Annotated in this window: 27 protein-coding genes and 1 pseudogene; 24 read left to right on the plus strand and 4 right to left on the minus strand. The window is 63.5% G+C overall.

Going from position 1 to position 22,562, the window contains the following annotated elements; all coding sequences use genetic code 11:
* Nucleotides 1-6: 6 nt before the first annotated feature.
* The 12 genes and pseudogenes from rfaE2 to ACEN9F_RS23940 all read left to right on the plus strand — a co-directional run.
* The gene (gene rfaE2, locus ACEN9F_RS23885; RefSeq protein ID WP_413423981.1) at nucleotides 7-492 is read left to right on the plus strand and encodes a D-glycero-beta-D-manno-heptose 1-phosphate adenylyltransferase; all 486 of its coding nucleotides are present in this window, start codon (nucleotides 7-9) and stop codon (nucleotides 490-492) included.
* Entirely contained in the window at nucleotides 489-773 is a 285-nt protein-coding gene (locus tag ACEN9F_RS23890; protein ID WP_413423983.1) for a hypothetical protein, read from the plus strand. Before rfaE2 ends, ACEN9F_RS23890 begins: the two co-directional genes overlap by 4 nt.
* A 104-nt stretch (nucleotides 774-877) precedes the next feature.
* Nucleotides 878-1,381 carry a hypothetical protein gene (locus ACEN9F_RS23895; protein WP_413423985.1) on the plus strand — a complete coding sequence of 168 codons (504 nt, stop codon included), beginning with the start codon at nucleotides 878-880 and terminating at the stop codon, nucleotides 1,379-1,381.
* A gap of 14 nt (nucleotides 1,382-1,395) precedes the next feature.
* Nucleotides 1,396-2,481 (plus strand): c-type cytochrome, encoded by a 1,086-nt coding sequence (locus ACEN9F_RS23900; RefSeq protein WP_413423987.1) that lies wholly within the window; start codon nucleotides 1,396-1,398, stop codon nucleotides 2,479-2,481.
* A gap of 12 nt (nucleotides 2,482-2,493) precedes the next feature.
* Nucleotides 2,494-4,224 (plus strand): cytochrome c oxidase subunit I, encoded by a 1,731-nt coding sequence (locus ACEN9F_RS23905; RefSeq protein WP_413423989.1) that lies wholly within the window; start codon nucleotides 2,494-2,496, stop codon nucleotides 4,222-4,224.
* The gene (locus ACEN9F_RS23910; RefSeq protein WP_413423991.1) at nucleotides 4,217-4,759 is read left to right on the plus strand and encodes a bb3-type cytochrome oxidase subunit III; all 543 of its coding nucleotides are present in this window, start codon (nucleotides 4,217-4,219) and stop codon (nucleotides 4,757-4,759) included. The genes ACEN9F_RS23905 and ACEN9F_RS23910 overlap by 8 nt, the downstream gene beginning before the upstream one ends.
* A gap of 11 nt (nucleotides 4,760-4,770) precedes the next feature.
* Nucleotides 4,771-5,430 (plus strand): heme-copper oxidase subunit III family protein, encoded by a 660-nt coding sequence (locus ACEN9F_RS23915; RefSeq protein WP_413423993.1) that lies wholly within the window; start codon nucleotides 4,771-4,773, stop codon nucleotides 5,428-5,430.
* A gap of 9 nt (nucleotides 5,431-5,439) precedes the next feature.
* Nucleotides 5,440-5,754, plus strand: a complete 315-nt coding sequence (locus ACEN9F_RS23920; RefSeq protein ID WP_413423995.1) for a cytochrome C oxidase subunit IV family protein — start codon at nucleotides 5,440-5,442, stop codon at nucleotides 5,752-5,754.
* Between the two features lie 19 nt (nucleotides 5,755-5,773).
* The gene (locus ACEN9F_RS23925) at nucleotides 5,774-6,532 is read left to right on the plus strand and encodes a helix-turn-helix domain-containing protein (protein ID WP_413423997.1); all 759 of its coding nucleotides are present in this window, start codon (nucleotides 5,774-5,776) and stop codon (nucleotides 6,530-6,532) included.
* A 63-nt stretch (nucleotides 6,533-6,595) separates the two neighbouring features.
* On the plus strand, nucleotides 6,596-7,561 hold the full coding sequence (locus tag ACEN9F_RS23930; RefSeq protein WP_413423998.1) for a DMT family transporter: 966 nt from the start codon (nucleotides 6,596-6,598) through the stop codon (nucleotides 7,559-7,561).
* 141 nt (nucleotides 7,562-7,702) lie between these two features.
* A complete protein-coding gene (locus ACEN9F_RS23935) occupies nucleotides 7,703-8,605 on the plus strand; it encodes a hypothetical protein (protein ID WP_413423999.1) in 903 nt (300 codons plus the stop codon).
* Between the two features lie 53 nt (nucleotides 8,606-8,658).
* A pseudogene (locus tag ACEN9F_RS23940) lies at nucleotides 8,659-8,967 on the plus strand (AraC family transcriptional regulator); the annotation flags it as partial.
* Between the two features lie 72 nt (nucleotides 8,968-9,039).
* Here ACEN9F_RS23940 and trmL read toward each other — a convergent pair.
* Nucleotides 9,040-9,510, minus strand: a complete 471-nt coding sequence (trmL, locus tag ACEN9F_RS23945) for a tRNA (uridine(34)/cytosine(34)/5-carboxymethylaminomethyluridine(34)-2'-O)-methyltransferase TrmL (RefSeq protein ID WP_413424001.1) — start codon at nucleotides 9,508-9,510, stop codon at nucleotides 9,040-9,042.
* An 18-nt stretch (nucleotides 9,511-9,528) separates the two neighbouring features.
* Nucleotides 9,529-10,323: a phosphoribosyltransferase family protein gene (locus ACEN9F_RS23950; protein WP_413424002.1), complete on the minus strand. Its 795-nt coding sequence runs from the start codon at nucleotides 10,321-10,323 to the stop codon at nucleotides 9,529-9,531.
* Nucleotides 10,324-10,417: 94 nt separating this feature from the next.
* On the opposite strand from ACEN9F_RS23950, the gene ACEN9F_RS23955 reads away from it, so the two are divergent.
* The 6 genes from ACEN9F_RS23955 to ACEN9F_RS23980 all read left to right on the plus strand — a co-directional run bounded on the left by ACEN9F_RS23955 (nucleotide 10,418) and on the right by ACEN9F_RS23980 (nucleotide 16,348).
* Nucleotides 10,418-11,344, plus strand: coding sequence for a methyltransferase domain-containing protein (locus tag ACEN9F_RS23955; RefSeq protein ID WP_413424003.1), 927 nt, complete (start codon nucleotides 10,418-10,420; stop codon nucleotides 11,342-11,344).
* Nucleotides 11,345-11,745: 401 nt separating this feature from the next.
* Nucleotides 11,746-12,963 carry a cytochrome c oxidase subunit II gene (gene coxB / locus ACEN9F_RS23960; protein WP_413424005.1) on the plus strand — a complete coding sequence of 406 codons (1,218 nt, stop codon included), beginning with the start codon at nucleotides 11,746-11,748 and terminating at the stop codon, nucleotides 12,961-12,963.
* Between the two features lie 15 nt (nucleotides 12,964-12,978).
* The gene (gene ctaD, locus ACEN9F_RS23965) at nucleotides 12,979-14,574 is read left to right on the plus strand and encodes a cytochrome c oxidase subunit I (RefSeq protein WP_413424006.1); all 1,596 of its coding nucleotides are present in this window, start codon (nucleotides 12,979-12,981) and stop codon (nucleotides 14,572-14,574) included.
* A gap of 111 nt (nucleotides 14,575-14,685) precedes the next feature.
* On the plus strand, nucleotides 14,686-15,270 hold the full coding sequence (locus ACEN9F_RS23970) for a cytochrome c oxidase assembly protein (RefSeq protein WP_413424008.1): 585 nt from the start codon (nucleotides 14,686-14,688) through the stop codon (nucleotides 15,268-15,270).
* Nucleotides 15,257-15,472 (plus strand): DUF2970 domain-containing protein, encoded by a 216-nt coding sequence (locus tag ACEN9F_RS23975; RefSeq protein WP_413424010.1) that lies wholly within the window; start codon nucleotides 15,257-15,259, stop codon nucleotides 15,470-15,472. The genes ACEN9F_RS23970 and ACEN9F_RS23975 overlap by 14 nt, the downstream gene beginning before the upstream one ends.
* 15 nt (nucleotides 15,473-15,487) lie before the next feature.
* On the plus strand, nucleotides 15,488-16,348 hold the full coding sequence (locus tag ACEN9F_RS23980; protein WP_413424012.1) for a cytochrome c oxidase subunit 3: 861 nt from the start codon (nucleotides 15,488-15,490) through the stop codon (nucleotides 16,346-16,348).
* 77 nt (nucleotides 16,349-16,425) lie between these two features.
* On the opposite strand, the gene ACEN9F_RS23985 is transcribed toward ACEN9F_RS23980, so the two are convergent.
* The gene (locus ACEN9F_RS23985; RefSeq protein ID WP_413424014.1) at nucleotides 16,426-16,632 is read right to left on the minus strand and encodes a twin transmembrane helix small protein; all 207 of its coding nucleotides are present in this window, start codon (nucleotides 16,630-16,632) and stop codon (nucleotides 16,426-16,428) included.
* Between the two features lie 38 nt (nucleotides 16,633-16,670).
* Here ACEN9F_RS23985 and ACEN9F_RS23990 point away from each other — a divergent pair, with 38 nt between their 5' ends.
* Genes ACEN9F_RS23990 through ACEN9F_RS24015 form a run of 6 tightly spaced genes read left to right on the plus strand, consistent with a single transcriptional unit; the run spans nucleotide 16,671 to nucleotide 21,713 of the window.
* On the plus strand, nucleotides 16,671-17,405 hold the full coding sequence (locus ACEN9F_RS23990; RefSeq protein ID WP_413424016.1) for an SURF1 family protein: 735 nt from the start codon (nucleotides 16,671-16,673) through the stop codon (nucleotides 17,403-17,405).
* Nucleotides 17,374-18,006 carry an SCO family protein gene (locus ACEN9F_RS23995; protein WP_413424018.1) on the plus strand — a complete coding sequence of 211 codons (633 nt, stop codon included), beginning with the start codon at nucleotides 17,374-17,376 and terminating at the stop codon, nucleotides 18,004-18,006. The genes ACEN9F_RS23990 and ACEN9F_RS23995 overlap by 32 nt, the downstream gene beginning before the upstream one ends.
* 2 nt (nucleotides 18,007-18,008) lie before the next feature.
* Nucleotides 18,009-19,193 (plus strand): COX15/CtaA family protein, encoded by a 1,185-nt coding sequence (locus tag ACEN9F_RS24000; protein WP_413424020.1) that lies wholly within the window; start codon nucleotides 18,009-18,011, stop codon nucleotides 19,191-19,193.
* The gene (cyoE, locus tag ACEN9F_RS24005; RefSeq protein ID WP_413424022.1) at nucleotides 19,190-20,083 is read left to right on the plus strand and encodes a heme o synthase; all 894 of its coding nucleotides are present in this window, start codon (nucleotides 19,190-19,192) and stop codon (nucleotides 20,081-20,083) included. Before ACEN9F_RS24000 ends, cyoE begins: the two co-directional genes overlap by 4 nt.
* Nucleotides 20,080-20,664 carry an SCO family protein gene (locus ACEN9F_RS24010; protein WP_413424024.1) on the plus strand — a complete coding sequence of 195 codons (585 nt, stop codon included), beginning with the start codon at nucleotides 20,080-20,082 and terminating at the stop codon, nucleotides 20,662-20,664. Before cyoE ends, ACEN9F_RS24010 begins: the two co-directional genes overlap by 4 nt.
* Nucleotides 20,665-20,675: 11 nt before the next feature.
* On the plus strand, nucleotides 20,676-21,713 hold the full coding sequence (locus ACEN9F_RS24015; protein WP_413424026.1) for an AI-2E family transporter: 1,038 nt from the start codon (nucleotides 20,676-20,678) through the stop codon (nucleotides 21,711-21,713).
* 8 nt (nucleotides 21,714-21,721) lie between these two features.
* Here ACEN9F_RS24015 and ACEN9F_RS24020 read toward each other — a convergent pair whose 3' ends face one another.
* The gene (locus ACEN9F_RS24020; RefSeq protein ID WP_413424028.1) at nucleotides 21,722-22,531 is read right to left on the minus strand and encodes a substrate-binding periplasmic protein; all 810 of its coding nucleotides are present in this window, start codon (nucleotides 22,529-22,531) and stop codon (nucleotides 21,722-21,724) included.
* Nucleotides 22,532-22,562 lie beyond the last annotated feature (31 nt).

The raw sequence follows: 22,562 nt of genomic DNA on the forward strand, positions 1-22,562 counted from the left end.
GACGCCATGCCTCAATTTGAAGACAAGATTTGCACCCGTGAACAACTGGCCGCCCGCGTGGCCGCGCTGCCCAAGCCGGTGGTGCTGACCAACGGCGTGTTCGACATCCTGCACCGCGGCCACGTGACGTATCTGGCGCAGGCGCGCGCGCTGGGCGCCTCGCTGGTGGTGGCGGCCAATACGGATGCGTCCGTCAAGCGGCTGGGCAAGGGCGACGACCGCCCGCTGAACCAGTGCGCCGACCGCATGGCGGTGCTGGCCGCGCTGGAGTCGGTCAGCCTGGTAGTGGACTTCGACGAGGACACGGCGCTGGAAGTGGTGCGGCAGGCGCGCCCGGAAATCTACGCCAAGGGCGGCGACTATCAGATGGATGCGATCCCGGAAGGCAAGGCCGTGCTGGCCTACGGCGGCCAGGCCATCGCCATCGACTTCGAGCATGACCGCTCGACCACCAAGCTGCTGACCAAGGTGCGCGCGCAGCGTCCCGCATGAGGATCCTGCTGATCCTGGTGGCGACGCTGGCATTCCTCGGCGTCCTGTGGGGACCGGCCTTCATGGTCGCGCTGCGCTGTTGGCGGCGCGGCGATGCCGGCGCGTTCCGCCAGCTGCGCTACCTGTATCCGGCGCAGCTGATACTGGCGGTGGCGCTGGCCTACACCGCCGATCTGCTGGGCCTGCGCCAGCCGGCCGCGCTGCTGGCCGGCGCCACCATCTGCGCCGGCGCGTGCGGCGCGCTGTTTGTCTGGCTGCGCCAGCTGCTGAGAAAACGCTAGGCCGCGCGCACCACTGCTGAGTCGTTTTCTGTACGTGCTCATTGGCAGGTTCCGAAAAATTCTCCTAGACTTGAAGGCCGCACAGGCAACTTCGGGAGAGGACTATGGAACTGCATCTGCAATCACATCAATGGCAGGCGCGCCTGCCGGACTGGGCCGCCGCCGCGGTGGCGGGCTTCGGCGCCGGCGGCGTGCTGATGCTGCTGGAACTGGCGTGGGCCGCCTTCTTCACCAACAACGATCCCTGGATGGCGACGCGCATGATCGCGGCGATGGCCATGGGCTGGGAGGTGACGCAAGTCACCGGCTACAGCCTGGGCGTGCTGGTCGCGGCGCTGCTGGTGCACTACGCGCTGGGCGTGGTGTTCGGCATCCTGCTGGCGGCGGTCATGGCGCCGTTCCGGCTTGACTCGAGCAGCGGCATGGCGCTGGCGGCCGGCGCGCTGTTCGGCCTGCTGCTGTATGTGCTGAACTTTTATGGCATGACCGGTGTCTATACATGGTTCGTAGCGCTGCGAGGGTGGCAGACGGCCATCGCTCATGTCATCTTCGGGATGGCCGCAGCCTTCATTTATCTGAAGCTTGAGAGACCGAGCCGACCGCGTTAGCTCCCGGACCAGCCATGGTGTTAGCACTCGTATTGATACTGATCGTTGTTGGCGCCCTGGAATTTCATTACATGAGTCCATGGTGGCTCACGCCCATCGCATCCAACTGGCAGCAGATGGATGACGCCTTGCTGCTGACCTTTGTCATCACCGGCGTGGCGTTCGTCGTCATCAATCTGTTCATCGCCTATGTGCTGGTCACGTTCCGCCACCAGGAGGGCGTGCGCGCCGCAGCCGAACACGGCAGCAGCAAGCTGGAGTGGTCGCTGGTCATCGCCACCAGCATCGGCATCATCGCCATGCTGGCGCCGGGGCTGTCGGTGTACGCCAAGCTGATCACTCCACCCGCCGACGCCATGGTGTTCGAGGTGCTGGGCCAGCAGTGGCAGTGGCATTACCGCTTGCCCGGCAAGGACGGCAAGCTGGGCAGCACCGATGTGCGCTTCATCGGCAACGTCAACCGTTTCGGCCTGAATCCGAACGATCCCAGCGGACAGGACGATCTGCTGGTGGAAGGGCAGGAGATCCATGTGCCGGTGCACCGGCCGGTGCGGGTCATGTTGCGCGCGCAGGATGTGCTGCACGATTTTTATGTGCCGCAGTTCCGCACACGCATGAACATGGTGCCGGGCATGGTGACTTCATTCTGGTTCACGCCCAACGCCGCCGGCCGCTACGAGGTGATGTGCGCGCAATTGTGCGGCATCGGCCATTTCAATATGCGCAGCTATGTGGTGGTGGATGAGCCGGCCGATTACGCGCGCTGGCTGGCGGCGCAGCCGACCTTTGCCGCGACGCTGGCCGCACCGCCCGAGCCCGGCAAGCAGGGGCGCTTGCTGGCGCAGTCGCACGGCTGCGTGGCCTGCCACAGCGTTGACGGCAGCGCCAGCGCCGGTCCGACCTGGAAGGGGTTGTACGGCAAGAGCGAAACCATGACCGACGGCGCGACCATCAAGGTGGACGACGCCTATCTGCGGGAATCGATCAGCAAGCCCAACGCGCATATCGTCAAGGGCTTTCCGCCCATCATGCCGGAGCAGCAGCTCAGCCCGGCGGACCTGGCGGCGCTGGTCGACTACATCAAGACCGTCAGGCAGTGAGCGGAGGACAGCATGAGTTACGGCAGCGCGCATGGGCAGAGTTTCTGGACCCGCTATGTATGGAGCCAGGACCACAAGGTGATCGCCATCCAGTACTCGATCACGGCGATCTTCATCGGCCTGGTGGGGCTGGTGTTGTCCGACCTGATGCGCTTGCAGCTGGGCTTCCCGGGCAAGTTCAGCTTTATCGACGCCAGCGTCTACTACCAGTACATCACCATGCACGGCATGATCATGGTGGTCTACCTGCTGACGGCCTTGTTCCTCGGAGGCTTCGGCAATTACCTGATTCCGCTGATGGTGGGCGCGCGCGACATGGTGTTCCCGTTCCTGAACATGCTGAGCTACTGGTTCTACCTGCTGGCGGTGCTGATACTGCTCGGCAGCTTCTTCGTGCCGGGCGGGCCGACCGGCGCCGGCTGGACGCTGTATCCACCGCAGGCGATCCTGCCGGGCACGCCGGGCGTGGAATGGGGCATCATCGTCATGCTGGTGTCGCTGCTGGTGTTCATCGCCGCCGCCACGATGGGCGGGCTGAACTATGTGACCACCGTGCTGCAGGCGCGCACGCGCGGCATGACACTGATGCGCGTGCCGCTGACGGTGTGGGGCATCTTCGTCGCCACCATCCTGGCGCTGCTTGCGTTTCCGGCGCTGTTCGTCAGCGGCGTCATGATGCTGTTCGATAAGACGCTGGGCACCAGCTTCTTCATGCCGGCCATCGTCTCGATGGGACAGCACTTGCCGCACCAGGGCGGCAGCCCGCTGCTGTTCCAGCACCTGTTCTGGTTCTTCGGCCACCCCGAGGTGTACATCGTGGCCCTGCCGGCGTTCGGCATCATCTCCGACCTGATCAGCGTGCATGCGCGCAAATGCATCTTCGGCTACAAGATGATGGTGTGGGCCATCGTCGTCATCGGCGGCTTGAGTTTTGTGGTGTGGGCGCACCATATGTATGTGAGCGGCATGCATCCGTACTTCGGCTTCTTCTTCGCGACGACGACGCTGATCATCGCCGTGCCGACCGCGCTCAAGGTCTACAACTGGACGCTGACGCTGTGGCGCGGCGACATACACCTGACCGTGCCGATGCTGTTTGCGGTCGGCTTCATCAGCACCTTTGTCATCGGCGGGTTGACCGGGCTGTTCCTGGGGAACGTCAGCGTCGATATTCCCTTGTCCAACACGTATTTCGTGGTGGCGCATTTTCATATGGTGATGGGCGTGTCGCCGGTGCTGGCGGTGTTCGGCGGCATCTATCACTGGTTCCCCAAGGTCAGCGGGCGCATGTACGACCCGCTGCTGGGCAAGCTGCATTTCTGGGTAACGTTCATCGGCGCCTATCTGATTTTCTTCCCCATGCACTATCTCGGATTGCTGGGCATGCCGCGCCGTTACTACGCGTATGAGAACTATGCCTTCATACCCGAGTCGGCGCATACGCTGAACGAATTCATCACCATCGTGGCGCTGTTCGTCGGCGCGATGCAACTGATGTTCCTGTTCAACCTGGCCTGGAGCACCTTCCGCGGCCAGATGGCAGGCGGCAATCCGTGGCGCGCGGCCAGCCTGGAATGGTTCACGCCGCACACGCCGCCGGGGCACGGCAACTGGGGAGAGGAAGCCCCTGTCGTCTATCGCGGCGCGTACGAGTACGGCGTCCAGGACGGCGACAGCGATTACCTGCCGCAGAACCAGCCGCCGGATGAAACGGGACAAAAACGAGGAGGTCGTCATGAGTAGCTCGCTTTATCTGGTGCCGAGCCAGGTCGATGCCGGCCAGGCCAACCGGCTCACCGGCCTGTGGGTTTTCATGGGCGTGGTGGGCATGCTGTTCTTTCTGTTCAGCTGCGCCTACATCATGCGCATGGCGCTGCCCGATTGGCGTCCGCTGCCGTTCGTGCCCTGGCAGTTGTGGCTGAGTAGCGCCGTGCTGGCGGCGGCCAGCATGGCATGGCGGCGCTGTTCTTATGGCTGGGGCTGTGTTTTCTCGCTGGGCTTCCTGGCCTCGCAGCTGTGGGCGTGGCAGGCAATGAAGACGGCCAACTTCCCGCTCGACGCCAATCCGGCCAACAGTTTCTTTTACTTGATCACCGGCCTGCACGCGCTGCATGTGGCCGGCGGCCTGGCGGTGGCGGCCGGAGCGCGCCGCAACGAGGCCACCATGCAACTGTGCGCGCGCTACTGGCATTTCCTGCTGGGCCTGTGGCTGGCGATGTTCGGCCTGCTGTTCTGGGTGACGCCGGCATTCGTGCAAGACGTCTGTAACGTTTTTTGACGGAGGCGGCTATGGAGAAGACACCCTCCGGCTGGTCGGGCTTGGTGGCCGACTGGGCCGGCGACCGCGAAGCTTTCCGCGTGCCGTGGGGCAAGGCGATGATGTGGATCTTCCTGCTCAGCGACACCTTCATCTTTGGCAGTTTCCTGACCGGCTATATGTCGGTGCGCATCGCCACCACGGCGGGCTGGCCCAATCCCAGCGAGGTGTTCGCGTTGACGATAGGCGGCACGCAGCTGCCGCTGATACTGATCGCCATCATGACCTTCATCCTGATCACCAGCAGCGGCACGATGGCGATGGCGGTCAACTACGCCTACCGGCGCGAGCGCGCCGTGTGCGCCCGGCTGATGCTGCTGACCGCCGCACTGGGCGCGAGCTTTGTCTGCATGCAGGCCTTCGAGTGGAGCAAGCTGATCGGGGAGGGCGTGCGGCCGTGGGGCAATCCGGACGGCGCGGCCCAGTTCGGCGCCTGTTTCTTCATGATCACCGGTTTCCACGGCTTGCATGTGACGGCCGGCGTGATTTACCTGAGCATCGTCGCGGCCCGCGTGCGGCGCGGCTTCTACGAGTCCAGGGGCAATTACGACATCGTCGAGATCGCCGGACTGTACTGGCACTTTGTCGATCTGGTGTGGGTCTTCATCTTTGCGCTGTTTTACCTGTGGTAGGAGGCCGTCATGGAACATGCATCCGGGCAGCAGCATCCGATCGGCCTGTATCTGAAGGTGTGGCTGCTGCTGTTTGTGCTCAGCACCTTGTCGTACATGGTCGACTTGTTCCACATCCAGAGCTATCTGCGCTGGACGCTGATTTTGCTGCTGATGATGGCCAAGGCCGGTCTGATCGTGGCGGTGTTCATGCACCTGCGCTGGGAGCGGGCGGCGCTGATGTACGCGATCCTGGCGCCGCCGGCATGCCTGCTGGTGCTGGCCTGGCTGATGTGGCTGGAATCGGATTACACCTTCTTCACCCGCATGGAATATTTCCGCTGAGTGCTACACTGGCGGCATCATGCCAGCCCTTGCACCCACCGAACTCGATCTCCGCAGCTATGGCGCCGTGCCGTGGGCCGGCGTGCACGATTTCGCCCAGCTGGTGCTGCCGCTCAAGGGCAAGCTGACCTTGGATATCAATGGCAAGGGCGGCATCGCCCATCCATTGCGCGCGGCCTTCATCGAGCCGGGGCTGGTGCACACGCAATTCTCCGCCGAACCGAATCAATCGCTGATCCTGGATTTCGACCTGGCCGTCGTGCCGGAATCGACCGCCGCGCGACTGGCTGAACGGCCCTATGCGCCGATCAGCGCCCCGGCCGCCAAGCTGATCGACTACATCGGATTGATGCGGGCCCACTCCGGCGCCAACGAGGCAACGCTGGCCAACTGGGCGCCGTTGCTGCTCGACGCGCTGGCGCAGCAGGAGATCCGGCCATCGTCGCGGCTGCTGGTCGCGCTGGGCGAGATCGAGGCGCATCCCGGCCAGCCCTGGAATGTCGAGGCGATGGCCAAGCTTGCCTGCATGAGCGTGAGCAGCCTGCACCGCGTGTTTCGCGACGAGCTGCAGACCACGCCGCTGACCTGGCTGACCGACATGCGCCTGCGCTGGGTGTGCGGGCAACTGGCCGCCACCAACCTGCCGATCGCGCAGCTGGCGACACTGGCCGGCTACGCCGACCAGAGCGCGCTGACCCACGCGATGCGCCGCGCGATGGATATCACGCCGATGGCCTATCGCAAGCGCGAACGGCAGGATCAGACAAAAATCCGCTAGTCCTGCACAATCCCTGCCCGTCGTACCCGCCGACAATGACCTCTTCAATGACGGGAGGGGCGTATGTGGTATGGCGTGTTGTGCGGCCTGGCGGCCGGAGCGATGTGGGGAACCATCTTTGTCCTGCCGACGTGGCTGGCGGCCTTCTCGCCGCTGGAGTTGGCGCTGGGGCGCTATCTGGCCTACGGGCTGATCATGCTGGTGCTGCTGGCGCCACGTTTGTCGGGGCTGCTGCGGCGCCTGACCCGCAGCGATTGCATGGTGCTGCTGCGCCATGCGCTGGCCGGCAATATCGTCTATTACCTGCTGTTGTCGTTCGGCGTGCAATTGGCCGGCGTGGCGGCGGCGTCGCTGGTGATCGGCTTGCTGCCGCTGACCGTCACGCTGGTGGGGCGGCGCGATCATGGCTCGATGCCTTTGCGCAGGCTGGCGTGGCCGCTGCTGGTGGTGATCGCGGGCATGGTGTGCATCAACGTGGAGGTGTTCACTCGGCCGGGGGCGGCGCAGGCCGGTTGGGCGCTGTCGGCGCTGGGCATGCTGTGCGCGTTCGGCGCGCTGCTGTGCTGGACCTGGTACGCGGTCGACAATGCGCGCTTCCTCAAGCGCAATGCGCGCTTCAGCAGCGCCGAGTGGTCCGGCTTGTATGGCATCAGCACCGGCCTGATTGCGCTGGTGATGGGACTGGTGACGTTTGGCGTCGGCGGCCACGAAGTGCATGGCAGGGACTGGTTGCGCTTCTGGACCCTGATCGCAATGGTCGCCACGGCGGCATCGGTGATCGGCAACCAGCTATGGAATATCGCCACACGTCGCGTGCCCGTCACTTTGTCGGGCCAGTTGCTGCTGTTCGAGGTGCTGTTCGGGCTGCTATACGGTTTTCTGTACCAGCACCAGATGCCGCGCCCGTTGGAGTGGATCGCGATCCTGCTGTTGATCACAGGAGTGATCTGGTCGGTGTGCTTGCATGCGTCGCCGAGTCGCTTATCTTTGATAGCGCCTGTCGACTCGGCGGTGGGTCGTTCGTCGTGATTTCTGACGGGGCATGACACCGGACAGCGGTGTGACAATCTGTGAATTTTTCTTTTGGGCAAGGTGCTATCCTGTGCCTTTAGGCCGAGCGCCGCCAGGAGCGGCCTTTCAATAAGAGAATAAATTCGGATATAGGTAACAATGCAAACCAAATTCCTGGCAGCCTGCTTGTGTTTGATGTTGACACCATCTTGTTGGGCCGCCTCGGGGCCGAAATATATCGGCCCGGAAGATTGCCGAGTCCTCAATCCAAATCCCATGCCAAATGAATATGTGCGATGGTCTGGGGGATGTAAGGATGGCTTCGCGGAGGGAAGCGGCACGCTACGGTGGTTTTACCGTGGAGTCGCAACTTCTGCCTTCGACGGCCCCTTGCTACAGGGGCGTAGGCAAGGACAGGGCGTGCTCGTAAAAGCTGGGAGTATCTATGAGGGGGCGTTCAATAACGACAAACGTCAGGGCATTGGAAAAATAACCGAATTGGGTGGCAGTTATGAAGGTCCATGGGACGACGATGCGCCGCATGGCATGGGCGTAGTAACCTACCCCAATGGAATAAAGCAGCAGCGCCAGTTTGAGCACGGGATTCCGCAAGAGCAGGCTGCCTTTGCCGATCGTGCCGAAATTAAATTCAACCTGGGTGGAGAAGCGCGCACCGGAACCAGACTGCCGGAAGCAATTGCTTTGGGTTTGAATGTTCCGTTTAACAGTTCATATTCCCAACTCACGCCGGCGGAACAATTGAAGGTTAAGCGGTACTACCCCTTTCTGGGGCCAACTGATGAGCCGCCCTATCCTGAGGGTGGACCGGCTGCGATCATCGCTGCCATTGCAGGAAACGGTGTAGAGAAACCTGGGGACCTCGCAATGGATGTGCTGATTGACGCAGATGGAAAATTTGTCACTGCCACGGTGTTTAAATCGCCGGACGTGAATACGACACACTTTGCAGCTGCACAGTTCGTTAAAGCGAAGTTCAAGCCAGCCATCTGCGACGGAAAACCCTGTGCGATGCTCTATCCGCTACGCCTTCGCTTCAACTAGCAAGGCCATCGAACGCGTCGCGGTCCAGCACGCATGCCGGTCGTCTTGTCGAGTCCCAAGCCTCGCTCTCCGATGCGGCACAAGCCGACGCGGTGCTCGTCGGAAGCGGCTCGTTGACGAGACAGCTGGTGGAGGATGCATCACTGATGGCGCAGCTAAAGTTTGACCCTCGCAAGCAGTTGCTGGGCGCTCAGTGCTCAGGGGCGTTGATATTAGCAAAGCTTGGCCTGCTGAACTCTATTCCCGCCTGCACTGACCTCGTCACCAAGCCTTGGGTGCAAGAAGCGGGTGTGGAGGTTCTCAATCAGCCTTTCTTTGCTCAAGGTAATATCGCTACCGCAGGGGGATGTCTGAGCGCGCATGATGAACAACATCACCCCTTATCTACAGCACGCGTAAATACGTCCTACCCAGAATCAACGGTCGGCTCGTATCTAGGCACCTCCCGCGTAGCCGTTTTGGCGCCAGGCCTCGAAGACCACCACGGCGACGGTGTTGGAGAGGTTCAGGCTGCGGTTGTCGGGACGCATCGGCAGGCGGATGCGCTGCGCCGGCGGGAAGTTCTCGCGCAGCGCCGGCGGCAGGCCGCTGGTCTCGGAGCCGAAGACGAACACGTCGCCCGGCTGGAAGCTGGCCTGGGCGAACGGCGACGAGCCGTGCGTGGTCATCGCGAACATGCGCGCCGGGTCCGGCTGGAGATCGGCGAGGAAGGCTTGCCAGTCGGCGTGCACCTTCATCTTGGCGTACTCGTGGTAATCGAGGCCGGCGCGCTTCATCTTCGAGTCTTCCAGCGGGAAGCCCAGCGGTTCGATCAGGTGCAGCTGCGCACCGGTGTTGGCGCACAGGCGGATGACGTTGCCGGTGTTCGGCGGAATTTCCGGGTGGACCAGGACTACGTGGAACATGCAATCTCCTTCAGTTGTTCAATGCGGCGGCGTGCGGGCAAACACCAGGTTGCTCACGCGCGCGGCGCCATGGCGCTTCAATGTGGCCGCCAGTTCGTTCAGCGTGCGGCCGCTGGTCATCACGTCGTCGACGATGCCGATGTGGCGGCCCCGCACCAGCGCCGCATCCGGTATGGCGAAGGCGCCGGCGATGTTTTGCTGGCGCTGCTCCGGCGCGACGCTGCTTTGCGCGACGGTCTCGCGCACGCGGCTGGCCAGCTGCGGATGCAAGGCCACCCCCAGGCTGCGCGCCAGCGGCCTGGCGATTTCCAGCGACTGGTTGTAGCCGCGCTCGGCCAGCCGGCGCGGACCCAGCGGCACCGGGCAGAGCAGGGCGGGCAGCACGAAGCCCGGTTGCTGCAGCACCGCGTCGCGCAGCAGGCGGGCGAACAGGGTCGCCAGTGCGAGGCGGTGGCCGAACTTCAGTTGCAGCACCAGCTGGTCGACCGGGAGCGCGTAGTCCGTCGCCACCAGCGTGACGTCGAACGCCGGCGGATGCGTGCCGCAGGCGCCGCACAGCGCGCCTACGTTCGAGTCAGGGCCGGAACCCGGCAGCGGATTGGCGCAGCGGCGGCAGCGGGCGATGGCGGCGTCGCTGCCGAAAAATTGGGCAGCGCAACCGGCGCACAGCATGTCATCGCTGCTTTCGCCGCACAGCGAGCAGGAGGCCGGCAGCAGGCCGCGCAGCATCGCCGTGGCGCCGCGCCGCAGCCAGCCGCGCGCGGAGGCGGCCGTCGCCCCGCGTCTTGCATCCTGGGCCAGCTTGCCATTCATGCCATGCTCCCGGCGGAAAACGCGGCCCGGAGGCATCGCGTTTGCGTTCAACCATGTACACTGCCGACATTATCGCATTTCACCAGACCGTACCATGCAAGTCCCCGCAAATCCCCCGAAACTGAGCGCGCCGATCGACCGCGAGCGCGTGCGCCGCCTGTTTTCGCGTCCTGAGCGCATCCAGCCGTCCGATTTCCTGCGCCGCGAGATCTCGTCGCGCATGTTCGACCGCCTGGAACTGATCAAAATTGCACCATTGCGCGTGCTGGACGCCGGCTGCGGCGCCGGCGCCGATCTCGCGCCGTTGCAAAAATCATATCCCGCGGCCCAGATCCTGGGCCTGGATGCGGCCGAGGCCATGGTGCGCGCGGCGCAGGGGCCGGTGGCCAAACAATCTTCATTGAACCTGCTGCTGAGCAAGCTGTTGCCGGCCAAGACCGGCGTCGACCTGCTGTGCGGCGACTTCTCCGAGCTGCCGCTGGGGCCCAATTCGGTCGACCTGGTCTGGTCCAACCTGGCGCTGCACTGGCATCCGCAGCCGGACCGGGTGTTCGCCGAATGGCGCCGCGTGCTGCGCGTGAACAGCCTGCTGATGTTCTCCTGCTTCGGCCCGGACACCTTCCGCGAGCTGCGCGCCGCCTTTGCCGAGGCCGACCTGGCCCCGCACGCGCTGCCTTTCGTCGATATGCACGATTTCGGCGACCAGCTGGTGGAGGTGGGCTTCTCGACGCCGGTGCTGGACATGGAAGTCATCACCGTCACCTACGACACGCCGCAGGCGCTGCTGGCCGACGTGCGCGCGCTGGGCGGCAACCCGCTGTCCACGCTGCGCCGCGGCCTGATGGGCAAGCAAGCCTGGCAACGCATGCTGGATGCGCTGGAGCGCGGCAGGCGCGCCGATGGCAAACTGGGTCTGACGTTTGAGGTGATTTACGGCCACGCCTTCCGTCCGGCGCCGAAAGTGACGTCAAAAGGCGAAGCGATCATCCGTTTCGATTTACCCCGCAAGCCGCGCCAGTAGCGGGTTTGCGGCGGGTGTGTGGTAAAGCTGAGTACGCTCAGGGCGACACTATAGTTGTGAAATGGATTATTTCTTGATGCGGGTCGTTGTTGTTATATATAATCATTGACTAATTTTGCCAGCATGTCACGTCGCCAGCTATAAACCAGCGACGGGAGGCAGATGCAGGTAGATACGAGCACGAACGAGCATTTGAATTAAGCAGAATAGAGCGTTGGCGTTGTTCCTGAGCAGTATGTAGGGGCGATGCGGATGTTCTCAAGGTCCCGTAGCGGCCCGCGTTGAAAAGACCGGGAAGCATGGGGCCTGAAGTTGTTTAAGGAGCGGCGCCGGTTCAGTTCACCGAAATCCGGAGTCGTTAAAAAAATATATTTTTAATTTCTTGGGTGGTTGGGGAAAACATGAAACATGCGAAGCGACTTCAATCGTTGATGCTCGGGCTGGCCTTCCTGGCAGCCGGAATCCCAGCGTGGGCAGCTGATACCGCAGCAGGAACTTACACGGCCGCTACCGGCGGCACCGGCGGCCCCGTCGCCGGTGAAATGAATCTCCAGCCCCCCGCGACGCAGATCGCCTCCGAAATCTACAGCCTGCACAACTGGATGATGATAGTTTGCCTGGTCATCTTCATCGGCGTGTTTGGCGTGATGTTCTACTCCATCTTCAAGCACCGCAAATCGCTGGGCCACAAGCCGGCCACCTTCCACGAGTCGACCGCCGTTGAAATCGCCTGGACCGTGGTGCCGTTCCTGATCGTGATCGGCATGGCGCTGCCCGCCACCCGCACCGTGGTCGGCATGAAAGACACCTCCAACGCCGACATCACCATCAAGGTCACCGGCATGCAGTGGAAGTGGGGCTACGACTACCTGAAGGGCGAGGGCGAAGGCATTTCCTTCCTGTCCAACCTGTCGACCCCGCGCTCGCAAGTGGGCGCGCCGGGCTTCGAGCCGACCGAGAAACGCGGCGACAACTACCTGATGGAAGTCGACAACGAAGTTATCGTGCCGGTCAATAAAAAGATCCGCATGGTCACCACCGCCAACGACGTGATCCACTCGTGGTCGATCCCGGCCTTCGGCGTCAAGCAGGATGCGATTCCGGGCTTCGTGCGCGACACCTGGTTCAAGGCCGAACACACCGGCACCTACCGCGGCTACTGCTCCGAGCTGTGCGGCAAGGAACACGCCTTCATGCCGATCGTCGTGCGCGTCGTCACCGACGCCGAGTACACGACCTGGGTCGATGGCAAGAAAAAGGAAATGGCCGCGCTGGCGGACGATCCGAGCAAGACCTGGACCATCGACGAACTGAAAACCAAGGGCGAAAAAGTCTACACCACCAACTGCGTCGTCTGCCACCAGGCGAACGGCAAGGGCGTGCCGGGCGCGTTCGCTGCGCTGGACGGCTCGGAAGTGGTCAACGGTCCTAAAGCGGAACAGATCAACGTCCTGCTGCACGGTAAGAAGAGCGGCAAGTACTCCGCCGAGATGCCGGGCTGGAAGCAGCTGTCGGATACCGACATCGCCGCCGTCATCACCTATACCCGTAACAGCTGGTCGAACAAGGCCGCCGAAAACATCGTTCAACCAGCCGAAGTTGTGGCTGCACGTAAGTAATCAGGAGCGTTACACATGAGCACAAGCACCTTGGATCACGCACACGATCACGCCCACGATCACGCGCACGACCATCCGCACGGATTGTCGCGCTGGTTGTTCGCCACCAATCACAAAGACATCGGTACGCTGTACCTGTGGTTCTCCTTCGTCATGCTGCTGTCCGGCGGCGTGCTGGCGCTGATGATCCGCACCGAGCTGTTCAAGCCGGGCCTGCAGTTCTTCCAGCCGGAGTTCTTCAACCAGCTGACCACCATGCACGGCCTGGTGATGGTGTTCGGCGCCATCATGCCGGCCTTCGTCGGCTTCGCCAACTGGATGATCCCGCTGCAGATCGGCGCCTCCGACATGGCGTTCGCCCGCATGAACAACTTCTCGTTCTGGCTGCTGCCGCCGGCGGCGCTGCTGCTGGCGACCTCGTTCCTGGTGCCCGGCGGCGCGACCGCCGCCGGCTGGACGCTGTACGCGCCGCTGTCGACCCAGATGGGCCCAGGCATGGACATGGCGATTTTCGCCATGCACCTGATGGGCGCGTCGTCGATCATGGGTTCGATCAACATCATCGTCACCATCCTCAACATGCGCGCGCCCGGCATGACCTTGATGAAAATGCCGATGTTCTGCTGGACCTGGCTGATCACCGCCTACCTGCTGATCGCCGTGATGCCGGTCCTGGCGGGCGCCATCACCATGACGCTGACCGACCGCCACTTCGGCACCACCTTCTTTAACGCGGCCGCCGGCGGCGACCCGGTCATGTACCAGCACATCTTCTGGTTCTTCGGCCACCCCGAGGTCTACATCATGATTCTGCCGGCCTTCGGCATCGTCTCGCAGATCCTGCCGGCCTTCGCCCGCAAGCAGCTGTTCGGCTACGCGTCGATGGTCTACGCCACCGCGTCGATCGCGATCCTGTCGTTCATCGTCTGGGCCCACCACATGTTCACCACCGGCATGCCGGTGACCTCGCAGCTGTTCTTCATGTACGCGACGATGCTGATCGCGGTGCCGACCGGCGTCAAAGTGTTCAACTGGATCGCCACCATGTGGAAGGGCTCGATGACCTTCGAAACCCCGATGCTGTTTGCGGTCGGCTTCATCTTCGTGTTCACCATCGGCGGCTTCACCGGCCTGATCCTGGCCGTGACCCCGATCGACATCCAGCTGCAGGACACCTACTACGTGGTGGCGCACTTCCACTACGTGCTGGTGGCCGGTTCGCTGTTCGCGCTGTTCGCCGGCTTCTACTACTGGTCGCCGAAATGGACCGGCCATATGTACAACGAGTTCATGGGCAAGACCCACTTCTGGCTGTCGCTGATCACCTTCAACGTCACCTTCTTCCCGATGCACTTCCTGGGCCTGGCGGGCATGCCGCGCCGCTACGCCGACTACTCGGCGCAGTTCACGGACTTCAACATGATCGCCACCATCGGCGCCTTCGGTTTCGGCCTGTCGCAGGTGTTCTTCCTGTTCTTCGTGATCCTGCCGACCATCCGCGGCGGCAAGAAAGCCGAAGCCAAGCCTTGGGATGGCGCGGAAGGCCTGGAGTGGACCGTGCCGTCGCCGGCGCCGTTCCACACCTTTGAAACGCCGCCGCAGTTCAAGTAACCATGGCCGAGCAAAAGAAGCCGAACAACCTCAAGACCGCCCTGTTGCTGGGCGGGCTGGTGGTCTTCTTCTTCGCCTCCGTGTTCGTGAAGCGCATCTGGCTGAGCTGACGTGAGCGAAGAAAATGAAACACGCGGACTGAACCGCACCCTGCTGGGCAAGCTGATCGTCATTGCCATCCTGATGTTCGGTTTTGCCTATGCGTTGAATCCGTTCTACCGCCAGATCTGCGAAGCGCTGGGCCTGAACGTGTTGACGCAGCAGGACGGCACGGTCGAGCTGGACAAGAATACGCAGGTCGACAAGACCCGCAACGTGGTCATCGAGTTCGATGGCAATGCGCAGGGACCGTGGCGCTTCCGGCCGACGGTCAACACCATGACCGTGCATCCGGGCGAGCTGAACACCGTGATGTATGAAGTGGTCAACACGCAGAACCGCGAGATGAACGCGCAAGCCATACCGAGTTACGCGCCGCAAAGCGCGATGCCGCACTTTAAGAAGGTCGAGTGCTTCTGCTTCAGGCAGCAGACGCTGAAACCGAACGAGGCGCGGCAGATGCCGGTGGTGTTCTTCATCGACCCGGCGCTGCCGAGGGAGGTCAAGACCATCACGCTGTCGTATACGTTCTTTGAAGTGGGCGGCGGCCTGGTCAAGACCGCCGCAAACGAAAGTGCGGGCAATGGAGCAAGATAAGAAAAAGCCGCAGCAGCAAGCGTTTTTCATGTATTCGATGAAGGCGGTAATCTGGTCGTTCTTCGGCCTGCGCCGCAAAAGCGATTTCGATACGGACTCGGTCAAACTGAACCCGCTGCATATCGTCATCGCCGCCTTGCTGGGCGTGGCCGTGTTTATCGGGCTGCTGATTACTATCGTCAAATTAGTCGTGTCTAAGTAAATTAGGGAGATGAAGATGAGTTCACATAACGCCACGGCGCCGTACTACTTTGTACCTGGTCCATCCAAATGGCCACTGCTCGCGGGCATATCCCTGCTGGTGACGATGATCGGCGCCTCGGCGTGGGTCAACGACGCCTCGTGGGGCCCGGCCGTCAACTTCGTCGGCCTGCTGGGCATCATCAGCGTGCTGTACTTCTGGTTCGGCGACGCCATCAAGGAGTCCGAGGGCGGCCAGTACAGCCAGCGCATCGACTACTCCTATCGCTGGTCGATGGGCTGGTTCATCTTCTCCGAGGTGATGTTCTTCGGCGCCTTCTTCGGCGCGCTGTTCTATGCGCGCACCATCACGATGCCGTGGCTGGGCGACCTGGACCACAAGTTCATCTGGCCTGACTTCGCCGCCCACTGGGGCAATGTCGGCCCGGCCGGCGTGATCGAGCAGTTCAAGACCATGGGCCCGTTCCCTATCCCGACCATCAACACCGCGCTGCTGCTGACCTCGGGCCTGACGCTGACCATCTCGCACCACGCGCTGCGTGCCGGCCACCGCGCGCAAACCGCGATCTGGCTGTTCGCCACCGTGCTGCTGGGCGCGATCTTCATGGGCTTCCAGGCTTACGAATATCACCACGCCTACACCGAACTGAACCTGAAGCTGACCTCGGGCGTCTACGGTTCGACCTTCTTCATGCTGACCGGCTTCCACGGCTTCCACGTGACGATGGGCGCGATCATGTTGTCGGTGGTGCTGTACCGCGTTCTGAAGGGCCACTTCACGCCGGAAAACCACTTCGCGTTCGAAGGCGCGGCCTGGTACTGGCACTTTGTCGACGTGGTCTGGCTGGGTCTGTACGTGGTCGTTTATTGGCTGTAAGCCGGCTGTAACGGCGCTATAATCCGCTGTAAGAAGCCGCATACGGGGCGCTCCCGGATGCGGCTTTTTTTATGTGCTTATGTGCGGATGCCGGTGGGGTGGATGTAGCCCAGCTTGTAGGCCGCCAGGATCAGCAGGAACAGCGTGATCGACAGGCCGACGCGCACCGCCAGCGCGTTCACCGTGTTGTTGCTCTTGCCCTTGTCGCGCATCAGGAAGAAGAACGCCGCGCCCAGGCTGCCGAGTATCAGGACGAAGGCGATGATGGCGACGGCAATTTTCATGATCTGAGCGGGCGGTGGATGGATAGGATTCTATTGTAATGCGTATCAGCTTCCGCTTTAAATTGATTCCCTTCGTCGCCACCGTGCTGGTGGTGGCGCTGGGCATCTCGCTGGGCAACTGGCAGGAGCGCCGGGCGTTGCAAAAGCTGGCGCTGCAGGCCAGGCTGGCCGAGGGCAACGCCGCCGCGCCGCTGACGCTGGACGGCGCGCCGATGGCGGCCGAGGCGGTGGAATTCCGCCGCGTCGCCATGCGCGGCGCGTTCGTGCGCGATTGGCCGCTGTACCTGGAAAACCGCCCCTACCAGGGCCGCGCCGGTTTCTATCTGCTGATGCCGTTTAAAATTGCGGGATCGGGCATGCATGTGCTGGTCGAGCGGGGCTGGCTGCCGCGCGATCCGGCCGCGCGCGACAAGCTGCCGGCCTACGCCACGCCGCAGGGCGAGGTGACGCTGGAGGGCACGGCGCGCTTGAATCCGGGCCACGTGATGCAGCTGGGCACGGCACCGGTGCTGGCGCCGAACGCGATCGTGCTCAACGCCGATCCGCTGCTGGTGGCCAAGGATAGCGGCATGACCATGCAGCCGTTCGTGGTGGAGCAGGGCGCCGCGCCGCTGCCGCCCGGCGACGACGCGCGGATCGTGCGCGACTGGCCGGCGCCGGCGCTGGGCGTGGAAAAACATCAGGGCTATGCCTTCCAGTGGTACGCACTGGCGGCGATGGCCGTTATCTTCTTTGTGGTGAATGGATGCAGACGTGGAAAAACCAGTAAATAGCAAGGGTCGTGGACGTTGGAAACTGTTGGCGGTGCTGGCCGTATGCGCCGCGCCGCTGGTCGCGTCTTACTTTACCTATTATGTCATCAAGCCCAAGGGCGGCGTGACCAACTACGGCGCGCTGATCGATCCGCGCCTGCATCCGATTCCGGCCATGGCCAGCACCACGCTGGACGGCAAGCCGGCCAGTCTCGAGGACTACAAGGGCAAGTGGATCATGCTCAAGGTCGGACCGTCCGACTGCCTGCAGGAGTGCCAGGACCAGTTGTTCGCGATGCGCCAGTTGCGCACCATGCAGGGCAAGGGTATGGAGCGCATCGAGCGCGTGTGGATGATCACCGACGAGCGGCCGCTCGATACCGTGCTGATGCGCGTCAACGACGGCACCCGCATGCTGCGCGCGCCGGCCGCCGTGGTCGAGCAGTGGCTGCCGCTGGAGCAGGGCGCCGCCGACCGCGCCTCCGACCACGTCTACCTGATCGACCCGCTGGGCAATTTGATGATGCGCTTCCCCAAGGGCGCGGTTTCCAGCGACATCGAGAAGGTCAAGAAGGTCAACAAGGACATCGCCAAACTGCTCAAGGCTTCCGCGATAGGTTAATCATGCACGCCACACTCGCTCAAATGGCCATCACGGCGCTGCTGGTGGCGCTGCTGCCGGCCGCCATCGTCTGGACCTCGTCGGACGCCAATAAATACCGCAAGCTGGTGTGGGTCAGCGTGTTCCTGACCTTCGACCTGATCGTGTTCGGCGCCTTCACGCGCCTGACCGACTCCGGCCTGGGTTGCCCGGACTGGCCGGGCTGCTACGGCCTGGCCAACCCTTTCCTGGCGCACGATGAAATCAAGGCGGCCGAGGCGTTGCTGCCGAGCGGCCCGGTGACCCTGGTCAAGGCCTGGATCGAGATGATCCACCGCTACCTGGCGATGGCGATCGGCGTGCTGATCGTGGCGATGATGGCGCAGGCCTGGTATCAATGGCGCAAGTCCAAGGGCAGCCGCGCCGAGTACGCGCCATGGCTGCCGACCGCGCTGTTCTTCTTTGTCTGCCTGCAGGGCGCGTTCGGCGCCTGGACCGTGACGCTCAAGCTGCAGCCGGTGATCGTCACCATGCACCTGTTGCTGGGCATGGGCCTGCTGTCCATGCTGGTCTGGTACGGCGGCCGCCAGAACTACCTGACCTCGCCGGTGCGCACCGTGGTCAGCGCCTCGCCGCCGGCCATGCGCAACATTCGCCTGCTGGCCGGCGCCTCGGCCGCGTTGCTGTTGCTGCAACTGGCGCTGGGCGGCTGGACCAGCACCAACTACGCGACGCTGGCCTGCACCGATTTCCCGCTGTGCGGCGGCAAGCTGGTGCCGGAGATGGACTTCGAACACGGCTTCACCCTGTGGCGCGAGCTGGGCAAGACCGCCGCCGGCCACTACCTGCCGTTCTCGGCGCTGACGGCGATCCACTGGGTGCACCGCAACGTCGGCTTGCTGGTGGCGCTGGTGGCCGGCTACACGGCCTGGCGCGCGTGGGACCATGCGGCGCTGCATAAAACCGCCCGCCACATCGCCATCACGCTGGGCGTGCAGATCGCCAGCGGCATCGCCACCATCTACCTGAGCTTCCCGCTGGCCATCGCCGTGCTGCACAACGCCGGTGCGGCGATGCTGGTGCTGTTGCTGACCATGTTAAACTACAAGGCTAAGCACCAATACGATATTGCAAAAAAGGCAGCCTCAAGCGCCGCATTTCCGTCCGGCCCGCCTGCCCGGCAAACCGGCAACCATAAGCACCAATGACCACTCAAACCGCTACAACCAAATCCGCCAGCCGCGCCTCCCAATACTGGGCGCTGACCAAGCCGCGCGTCACGCAGCTGGCCGTATTCTGCGCCGTGATCGGCATGTTCCTCGCCACCGAAGGCATGCCGGACTGGCGTGTCGTGATCGCTGCCACCGCCGGCATCTGGCTGCTGGCCGGCGCCGCGTTCGCCGTCAACTGCCTGGCCGAGCGCGAAATCGACGCCCGCATGGCGCGCACCGCCCGCCGCCCGATGGCGCTGGGCGACATCACCGTCAAGCAGACGGTGGTGTTCGCCGCCATCATCGGCGGCGCCGGCATGTGGATCCTGTACGCGCTGGTGAACCCGCTGACGATGTGGCTGACCTTTGTCACCTTCGTCGGCTACGCCGTCATCTACACCATGATCTTGAAGCCGGCCACGCCGCAGAACATCGTCATCGGCGGCCTGTCCGGCGCCATGCCGCCGGCGCTGGGCTGGGCCGCCGTCGCCAACGAAGTGCCGATGCAAGCCTGGCTGCTGGTGATGATCATCTTCGTCTGGACCCCGCCGCACTTCTGGGCGCTGGCGCTGTACCGCCGCGACGACTACGCCAAGTCCGGCCTGCCGATGCTGCCGGTCACGCACGGCATGCAGTTCACGCAGTTCCACGTCTGGCTGTACTCGATCGCGCTGGCCGCGACCACCTTGCTGCCGTGGGTGGTGCAGATGAGCGGCCTGATCTACCTGGCCAGTGCCATCATATTGAACGCCGTGTTCCTGCACCACGCATGGAAGATCTACCGTCACTACACCGACCAGGTGGCCCGCAAGGCGTTCACCTGGTCGATCATTTACTTGTCGCTGCTGTTCGTGGCGCTGCTGGTGGACCACTACTTCAAGATATGAAAAAACTTCTCGCCTTGTCTCTGATGGCTGTCACCTTGTTGCTGGCCGCTTGCGGCGAGAAGTCTTCCGTCCCCTTCCAGAATACCGACCTGACCGGGGCCTCCTTCGCCAGGGACTTCGCGCTGACCGACCATACCGGCAAGCCGCGCACGCTGGCCGACTTCAAGGGCAAGGTCGTCGTCATGTTCTTCGGCTATACCCAGTGCCCCGACGTCTGCCCGACCACGATGGCGGAGATGGCGGCCGTGATGAAGGAGCTGGGCCCGCTGGCCGGGCAGGTGCAGGTGTTGTTCGTCACCGTCGATCCCGAACGCGACACGCAGCAGCTGCTGGCCGAGTATGTGCCGGCCTTCGACCCGCGCTTCCTCGGCCTGCGCGGCACGGCCGGGCAGACCGCCGCCATGGGCAAGGAATTCAAGGTGTTGTACAACAAGGTGCCGGGCAAGGAGCCGGGCAGCTATTCGATGGACCACACCGCCGCCAGCTATGTGTTCGACAAGCAGGGCAAGATCCGCCTGCTGATCCGTCCGGGGCAGGGACCGGCGCCGGCGGTGCATGATCTCAAACTGCTGTTGTCCTGAGCGGAGACCGCATGCAGCAGCGCTTCCAGCCGTTCACCCGCCTCGCGGCCATCATCCTGCTGGTGATCGGCTGCCTGATCGTGCTGCGGCCCTTCGTCGCCGCGATCCTGTTCGCCACCGCCATCACCATCTCCAGCTGGCCGCTGTACCTGCGCCTGCTGGCGCGCCTGAAGCAGCGCCGCTGGCTGGCCGCGCTCATCATGAGCGTCGGCCTGACGCTGCTGATCATCGTGCCGCTGACCTTGGTGACCTGGAACATCGCCGACAACGCTTCCGATTTCTATGAGCAGCTCAAGGCCAGCATCGGCAGCGGCACGCTGGAGCCGCCGGCCTGGCTGAAGGAGATCCCGCTGCTGGGCGAGGTGGTCGACACCTATCTGCGCCGCCTGCTGGGCAGCCGCGAGGAATTGCTGAACGCCGCCAAGGGCTTGCTGGAACCGGCCCGCCACTTCCTGCTGGGCAGCGGCATGGTGCTGGGCAGCGGCGTGGCGCAGGTCAGCCTGGCGGTGTTCGTCAGCTTCTTCCTGTACCGCGACGGCCAGGCGTTGCTGGCGGCGCTGGCGACCGGCCTGGACAAGCTGATCGGCGAGCAGAGCGTATCGGTGGCCGACACCGTCAGCCGCACCGTGCGCGGCGTGATGTACGGCCTGCTGGGCACGGCGCTGGCGCAAGCGGTGGTGGCGGCGATCGGCTTCCTGATCGCCGGCGTGCCGGCCGTGGCGCTGCTGTCGGTGGCGACCTTCCTGTTCTCGCTGATCCCGGTCGGCCCGCCGCTGATCTGGGGCGGCGCCACCATCTGGCTGTTCAACCAGGGCAGCACCGGCTGGGCCATCTTCATGCTGGTGTGGGGGGCCTTCGTGATCAGCGGCGTCGACAACGTGGTCAAGCCCATGCTGATCAGCCGCGGCAGCAGCCTGCCCTTCATCCTGGTGCTGCTGGGCGTGATGGGCGGCGTGCTGGCCTTCGGCTTCGTCGGCCTGTTCATCGGCCCGACGCTGCTGGCGGTGGCGCTGGGCTTGCTGCGCAACTGGACCGGCGACGCCGCTTAGCAGTTCGTCTAGTAATTGACCAGCCGGGCCGCCAGTTCGGCATCGAGATGGCGCTCGAAGATGCGTTTCAGCGTGCCGTCCTCGCGCATCGCCTGGATGGTCTTGCTGAAGCGCGCCGCCATCGCCGCATCGATGCGCTGGCGCGACAGGATCAGGCCGCCGACCACGGCATCCTTGGGCGGCGCCCAATCCATGATGCGGTAGGTGCCCGCCATGTGGTCCTGCTTGAGCAGCGGATACCAGCCGGAAGTGATGGCCATGACCGCGTGCACCCGTCCCACCTTGAACAGCCTGAGCAAGGCGCCATAGTCGGCCGCCTCGTACACCCGGCCCTTGGCGCGCAGGCGCTCCAGCCAGGCATCGTAGGCCTTGCCGTGCTTGAAGGACTTGATGACGCCGATCTTGATGTTGGGATCGGCCAGGAAGTCGGCCATGCTGCGGACGTGGGGGCCGACCTCCTTGCTGATCAATACGTAGTTGCGCTCGTTGATGTAGGGAACCACGCGGCCGAATTTCTCGCGCTCCGGCGTGGAGACGGCGGACACCGACATATCGAGGTTGCCGCCGTTGAGGCCGGCCCAGATGCGCACCCGCGAGTCGGTGCTGGGTTCGATGGTGCAGCCCATGCGGCGCGCCACCTCGTCGACCACGTCCTTGTCGATGCCGGTCCAGCTGCCGTCGGCGGCCTGGTAGTACAGCGCGCCGTATTCGTAGAAGGCGCTGCGCAGGTGGCCGCAGCCGTGCGTTTCGGCGCCGGCGCCGCCGGACAGGCAGAGCAGGGCGCCGCAAAGAAGCAGCAAGGTACGCCGGGTAAGCATGTCTCCACCCCCTGGTACCTTTCCGGTACCT

The sequence above is a fragment of the Duganella sp. CT11-25 genome, from assembly GCF_047302815.1.
GTDB lineage: Bacteria > Pseudomonadota > Gammaproteobacteria > Burkholderiales > Burkholderiaceae_D > Rugamonas.